The sequence below is a fragment of the Thiohalocapsa sp. genome, assembly GCF_019695415.1.
Classification (GTDB): domain Bacteria; phylum Pseudomonadota; class Gammaproteobacteria; order Chromatiales; family Chromatiaceae; genus Thiohalocapsa.
Genome location: NZ_JAIFKJ010000509.1, coordinates 2648 through 8690, shown reverse-complemented (window position 1 = coordinate 8690; position 6043 = coordinate 2648). Strand labels below are relative to the sequence as shown.

The following is a 6043-nucleotide window of genomic DNA, read 5'->3' as shown; positions in this document are numbered from 1 at the left end:
CCGAAGAGCTTGCAGTCGGTGGGCTCCATGGTGCCGCGGAGCACGCTCGGGCATTCGCAGCCCTTGATTTCTTTCCCTCGCCCCGGGGCGACTGGGAAGCGCTGCTCGGCATCGAAGTCCGCATAGGCCTCCGCGAGCCGCAGGGCGCTCTCCGGCAGATGGCCGAGACCGCGCCATTCGAAGCTGCCACGGACGGCAAAGGCCTCATCCATCAGCGCCTGAGCCTTGGTATTGCCATCTCGGGTGACGGCGCGGGTGTACTGGTTCTCGACGGTGCAGCGCCCGGCGTTGATCTGGCGCACCAGCATCAGGGTGCTCTGCATCACGTCCAGGGGCTCGAAGCCTGCGATGACCACGGGCTTGGCAAACTCGGCGGGCACGAATTCATACGGCCGGCTGCCAATGATGGTGCTCACATGCGACGGGCCGAGGATGCCGTCCAGCTGCACGCCGTCCGGGCCGGCAGACGCCAAAATGGTCTTCAACGCCGGCGGCGTCAGCACGTGGTTGCAGAACACCGAGAAGTTAACGAGCCCCTGGGCGCGGGCCGCCTGGAGCGCCACCGCCGTCGGCGGCGTGGTGGTCTCGAAGCCGATGGCGAAGAGCACCACCTGCCGGTCCGGCTGCCGGCGGGCGATGGCCAGTGCATCCTGGGTGGAGTAGATCATGCGGATGTCCGCACCGCCCGCCTTGGCTTTGAGCAGACTCTGACGCTCGCTCGCCGGTACGCGCATCAGGTCGCCATAGGTGCAGAGGGTGACGCCATGCGCCACGGCCATGGCGATGGCCTGGTCGATGCGTGCCATGGGCAGCACGCAGACGGGGCAGCCGGGGCCATGGACGAACCTGAGGTTGTCCGGCATCAGGTCCTGCACACCGTAGCGGTAGATGGCGTGGGTGTGCCCGCCGCAGAACTCCATCAGCCGGTATTCGCGCGTGGGGTCCACTTCCGCGGCGATGGTGGCGGCGATCTTGCGGGCCAGGGCGCCGTCGCGGAACTCGTCGATGTACCGCATAGCGCCGGTGCTTTGGGGCGCATTCATCGCGGCGCCTCCCCCGTGGTCAGGTCGGTGTCGAGCGCATCTGGGTCCATCTCGCCTTCAGCCTGGATGAGCGCCAGCGTCCGCTCGGCCTCCTCTGGACTTACCTTATTTAATGCGTAGCCCACATGCACCAGCACAAAGTCGCCAACGGCGGCATCTTCCACGAGTGCCAGCGAGATGGGCTTCCTGACGCCACCCAAAGCGACGACGGCTTGATCGGTGTCGGCATCCAGTTCCAGGATGCGGGCAGGAATGGCGAGGCACATGGGCTTCTCCAGCTTTATTGGTACGCAGATGGGGCGGCTGCTTGGGTTTGTCAGCATACCGACAAGCGATAGTCGACGCAGGGGTCCACGGCGGTCACGAGCAGCCGCGCCACGGCCTTGAGGGTGGCATGGGCATCAGCGCCTCGATCAGGTCGCGACTGAGCTGCCAGTGGGCCGTCCATCAGCTGCTCTAGGCCGGCGGCGACGACACCCCGCGGATGGAAGTTCCACTCCGTCGGCGCCAGGATGCGGTAGTCGCGAGCCCGCGCCTCGGCTGGCGTAGCTCCGCCGGCCAAGACCACCCGGTGCAGCAGCAGACCCCGGGCTGCAGGCGCCGCGCCCAGGCCGCTGCCCGCGCCCGCTTCCAGCGCGACGCCTGTCGGCGCGCTCGCAGCTGCGGGCGACGCAAGCAGGGCGGCGTTCCGCGCCAGCTCCGCCAGCAGGGCACCGAGCCGCGGCAACAGGCCATTCCCATACCGGCTAGCGAGGTCTGCAACCAAGCCGCCCCGGCCCTGCTCCCGCGCGAAGGGGGTGGTTTCGGCCGGCACGCCGTCCAGCGTCGGTGCCGCGATGAAGGCATCCCCATCCGCGGCTGCGAGGGCGGGCACCAAGTGCTCCACCAGAGCGCTATCGGAACCATCCAGTGCGCCCGGCAGGGTGCCGAGGTTCCAACGCCCCAAGTCAGCGAGCCCGCTTGAAGTCAACCACCGCACCAGAGCCGCCCCCAGGGTGGGCGTCCCGGCCGCCCAATGCTGCAGGTCCGCCGCAGTCGCCGTGGCGGCGAGCCAAGAGGCCGGCGCCGCGCCGAAGACCAGCTCCGCAGCGGTGGGCGCAAGGCGCGCGCAGGCGGATTCCACAGCGTCCGCTGCCGGACGGACGGGGCCCGCGCCCGGCAGAAACGGATCGCCGGCCGTGCCGAGCGCCGAGCGCAGTTGCAGGAAAGCGCGCATGGCGGTGGCCATGGCTACTTCCCGCTCGTTGGATTGCACAGGCAGATCGCCCGTCCCCTGCACGCTCAGCACAGGCGCAAGGGCCTTGGGCCAGTCCAGCAGGAGCCGCCAGAGGTGCTCCTTCGCGGTCTCGGCATGCAGCAACAGCGTGCGCGCCCGTCGGGCGGAGGGCGCAGGCGCCAGCCCGAGCGCCGCCTCGCAGGCGTTGGCGCAGGCGACTGCCTGGGCCGTTCCGCACACGCTGAACAGCAGCGGCAGTTGCCCCGTGACGGTGGCAACGGGCTTGCCGGCAAATACCCGCGCCGCCGTCAGCGGACGCGTAGAGCCAATGAAAACGGCTGGGTGACCACCCGGCGTCAGGCTGATGTGGATTTGACCGGCGAGGTCGGACACGGGCTGGGTCGGCGATGTGCGGCTCACAGGCGGTGCAGCGATCAGACTCGAAGTGTAGATGACGATCTCCGCAGACATGGCCATGTAAACTGCGCGCTTTCACCCAGCGGCCCCAGCGAACGCCAACGGCTTATCCCTGCATGTTGTCCGAGCAAGCACTGACCGCGCTGCGCGCACCGATCCGCTTCGACGCCGAGCTGGCGGGCCGGCGGCTGCGCTTCGAGTCCACGTGGGGGCTGTTCTCGCCGCGCGAGATCGATGCCGGCACCGCGCTGTTGCTGCGCCATGTGAAGGCGGCCCCGGATGCCGACTGCCTGGACCTGGGCTGCGGCTACGGCGCAATCGGCTGCACGCTGGCGGCGCTGGCGCCCGCCGGACGCACGCTGATGGTAGACAAGGACTTCGTGGCCATGGAATTCGCCCGCCGTAACGCGGCCCTGAACGGCCTCGCCAACGCCGAGGCACAGCTCAGCAACGGCTTTGACCAGATCGATCCGGCCCGCCGCTTCGACCTCATCGCGAGCAACATCCCCGCCAAGGTGGGCAAGGAACTACTCACGCTGCTGCTGCACGACGCCCATGCTCGGCTGAGGCCCGGCGGTCAGCTCTACGTGGTCACCGTCAACGGGCTGCGTGAATTCATGAAGCGCCACCTGCGCGAGGTGTTCGGCAATTACGACAAGCTCAAACAGGGGCCGCACTACACCGTGGCGTTGGCGTTGCGCTAGCCAGCGCCCGGGCTCAGCACGGCGACGTCGCCGAAAGCGACTCCGCCCCTCCAGCGCGCCTGTGTACTGGCAAGGGCGTCAGATACCCGGCCAGTGCCGAAGCGCAAAGAGCGGAATCCCACTGGTCAAGGGCCGCCGCCCCCCGGCCAGCCCGAGCCGCGGGCGGCGGCCGCCAGGCCGTCCAACCCTTTCATGCCGCATTTGCATCCGGCGAGACGGTTGGCTCGCTCCAACAGCGCGCGCAGATCCGCCGACCCGACGTCGGCGACCGAGCGCACACCAGACGCCATCAACCCGTCGATGATGGCCGCATTGAAGACATCTCCGGCGGCAAGGCTGTCACGCAGCACCGCCGGCGGATGCGCCGGCGCGAACACCACCGCACCGTCTCGCGCGAGGCCATACGCGCCCTGCGCGCCCCAGGGCAGCAGACAGAGGGCGGCGTCGGTCTGCGCCGCGAGTCGGTGCAGGCACTCGCGAGGGCTTGGCTCGCCGGGCGCGGACAGCGCCTGGACGTAGGCGCGCGAGAAAATCAGCACATCCGCGCCGTTGAACAATGCCTCAATGCCCGCCCTCGGCTTCTCGATCTCCACCGATACGGGCACAGCGGGGCGCTCTCGGCGCACACGGGCGATCATCTGCGCCGTCTCGGCAGGATGACGCCCCTCGAAGTGGACCCAATCCCAGCCGGACAGGGGCACGCAGTGGAAATCGGCCGCTGTCAGCTCGGGCAGGTCGCGGTAATGGATGATAGTCCGGCTGCCGGTGGTGAGGCTCAAGGCGATGTACGAGGTCGGCGTGGCACCACCCGCCAGGCACCGTGCGTGTGTGTGCTGGATGCCGCGGGCCGCCAGATCGGCGGCGATGAAGTCCCCGCCCGCGTCACCGGCCAGCACCCCGACCCAGGCGCAGCGGTGATCGAGCTGTGCGAGCACGTCCAGAGTGTTGGCGCAATTCCCGCCGCGCACCGTGCGCTGGTCCAGCGCACGCACCTCGGCGTCTTCGGCCGGGTACTCAGCGACGCTGTTGACGATGTCGAGCGTCGCGATGCCGACGCCGAGCACGGCACCGGGCATGCCCGCCTCAGCCGGCATGAGATGCGGGCCCCGCACCGGCGATGCCCGGTGCCCATTGGCCCGTTACGCCCGTGGCGGCCCCGTGCGGCAAGACGGGCCAGGCCTCCGCGCGCACGCGCCCGAGCTCTGCTTGCTGTGCGGCAATGCACGCGGCAGGGTCTTTTGCCATGGAATGCACTGCGTTCATCGGCGACAGTCGCCGGCCGGTTAATATGAGCGGGCGCCCACAGGACTACCGCGGTCCGCCCCGAAGGTCACTATAGCGGCCCAAGGCCGCACCCAATCAAGACAAGCCACATTATCCATGCCCCGCGCCATCGTTGCCGCCGGCCATCCCGACACCGCCGCCGCCGCAGCAGCCGTGCTCGCGGCGGGCGGCAACGCCTTCGACGGCGTCGTGGCGGCACTGGCAGCTGCCTGTGTCGCCGAGCCCGTGCTCGCCTCCCTCGGCGGCGGCGGCTTCCTGCACGCCCGCCCGGCGGGGGACGCGCCGCTGGTGCTCGATTTTTTCACCCAGACGCCCCAGCGCAAGGCACCCACGGCCGGGCTCGACTTCCACCCGGTGCATGCCGACTTCGGCGACGCCACGCAGGAGTTCCACATCGGCCGCGGCGCCATGGCCACCCCGGGTGCGGTGGCGGGGCTGTTCGAGATCCAGCGGCGCCTGTGCCGGTTACCCATGCTGGATCTGCTGGCGCCGGCCCAGACGCTGGCGGCGCGCGGCGTTGTGGTCAATGCCGTGCAGCACGGCATCGCCCGCATCGTCGAGCCCATCTTGCGAGCCGATCCAACCGCCTTCGCCTTGTTCGCATCACCAGCGCGGCCGGATCGGCTCGCCACCGTCGGCGAGCGCGTGCCCTGGCCCGAGCTCGCCGCGGCGCTGGACGCGCTGGCAAAAGCGGGCCCCGCGGTGCTGCACGGCGGCCCCTGGGCAGAGCGGCTCGCGGCGGACTGTGCGGCGGGCGGCGGCCATTTGTGCATCGCAGACCTTTCAGACTATCGGGTCGCACACCGCGCGCCGCTCGCACTGGACTACCGCGACGCCCGGCTATACCTCAATCCGCCACCGTCCGTGGGCGGCGCCCTGCTGGCGCTGACCCTCGAGCTGCTCGCGGAGACACCCGTCGACAACATGGCCTTCGGCAGCCCCGCGCATCGCCTCGCCCTAGCGACCGCGATGGCCGTAACAGCGGAGATCCGCGCGGCGCTCCCGCACGGGCGTTTACCCGATGCCGCCGCGCGGGCGGCGAGACGCACCGGCTTCGCTGCTCGGCTGCAAGCATTCGGGCCTGCCGTTCACCGCGGCACGACGCAGATCAGCATTGTGGACCGCGACGGGAATCTGGCCAGCCTGACCCTATCCAACGGCGAAGGGGCGGCCTATGTCCTGCCGGGCACAGGCATTATCCTGAACAACATGTTGGGCGAAGCAGATCTCGCCGGCGGTAGCTTCCACCGCTGGCCTGAGAATACCCGGCTCGGCTCCATGATGTGCCCGACACTGCTGGCCCATGGCGCCGGCGGCTGGACCGTCACCGGCTCCAGCGGCAGCAACCGCATCAGAAGCGCGATCCTGCAGGTGCTGGT

At 69.6% G+C, this 6043-nt stretch carries 6 protein-coding genes; 2 read left to right on the top strand and 4 right to left on the bottom strand.

All coding sequences use genetic code 11. The annotated features are described in order from the left end of the window. From hypD to I6U14_RS14200, 3 genes are all read right to left on the bottom strand, one after another. Positions 1 to 1016 (bottom strand): hydrogenase formation protein HypD (hypD, locus tag I6U14_RS14210; RefSeq protein ID WP_296900170.1); only part of this gene is annotated, 1016 nt, incomplete at its 3' end. A 23-nt stretch (positions 1017 to 1039) separates the two neighbouring features. Next, entirely contained in the window at positions 1040 to 1309 is a 270-nt protein-coding gene (locus tag I6U14_RS14205) for a HypC/HybG/HupF family hydrogenase formation chaperone (RefSeq protein WP_296900169.1), read from the bottom strand. A gap of 50 nt (positions 1310 to 1359) precedes the next feature. Then, entirely contained in the window at positions 1360 to 2736 is a 1377-nt protein-coding gene (locus I6U14_RS14200) for a hypothetical protein (RefSeq protein WP_296900168.1), read from the bottom strand. 56 nt (positions 2737 to 2792) lie between these two features. On the opposite strand from I6U14_RS14200, the gene I6U14_RS14195 reads away from it, so the two are divergent. Continuing rightward, a complete protein-coding gene (locus I6U14_RS14195; protein ID WP_296900167.1) occupies positions 2793 to 3380 on the top strand; it encodes a methyltransferase in 588 nt (195 codons plus the stop codon). Positions 3381 to 3505: 125 nt separating this feature from the next. On the opposite strand, the gene I6U14_RS14190 is transcribed toward I6U14_RS14195, so the two are convergent. After that, positions 3506 to 4456: a PfkB family carbohydrate kinase gene (locus I6U14_RS14190; RefSeq protein ID WP_296900166.1), complete on the bottom strand. Its 951-nt coding sequence runs from the start codon at positions 4454 to 4456 to the stop codon at positions 3506 to 3508. A gap of 304 nt (positions 4457 to 4760) precedes the next feature. Between I6U14_RS14190 and I6U14_RS14185 the strand changes: the two genes are divergently transcribed. After that, the coding region (locus I6U14_RS14185; RefSeq protein ID WP_296900165.1) for a gamma-glutamyltransferase at positions 4761 to 6043 on the top strand (1283 nt) is incomplete at its 3' end.

What these genes read in the sequence shown, in the direction of transcription:
- I6U14_RS14200 (WP_296900168.1), bottom strand. Translation starts at nt 2,736, where the DNA reads ATGGCCATGTCTGCGGAGATCGTCATCTACACTTCGAGTCTGATCGCT.
- I6U14_RS14205 (WP_296900169.1), bottom strand. Translation starts at nt 1,309, where the DNA reads ATGTGCCTCGCCATTCCTGCCCGCATCCTGGAACTGGATGCCGACACC.
- I6U14_RS14195 (WP_296900167.1), top strand. Translation starts at nt 2,793, where the DNA reads ATGTTGTCCGAGCAAGCACTGACCGCGCTGCGCGCACCGATCCGCTTC.
- I6U14_RS14190 (WP_296900166.1), bottom strand. Translation starts at nt 4,456, where the DNA reads ATGCCCGGTGCCGTGCTCGGCGTCGGCATCGCGACGCTCGACATCGTC.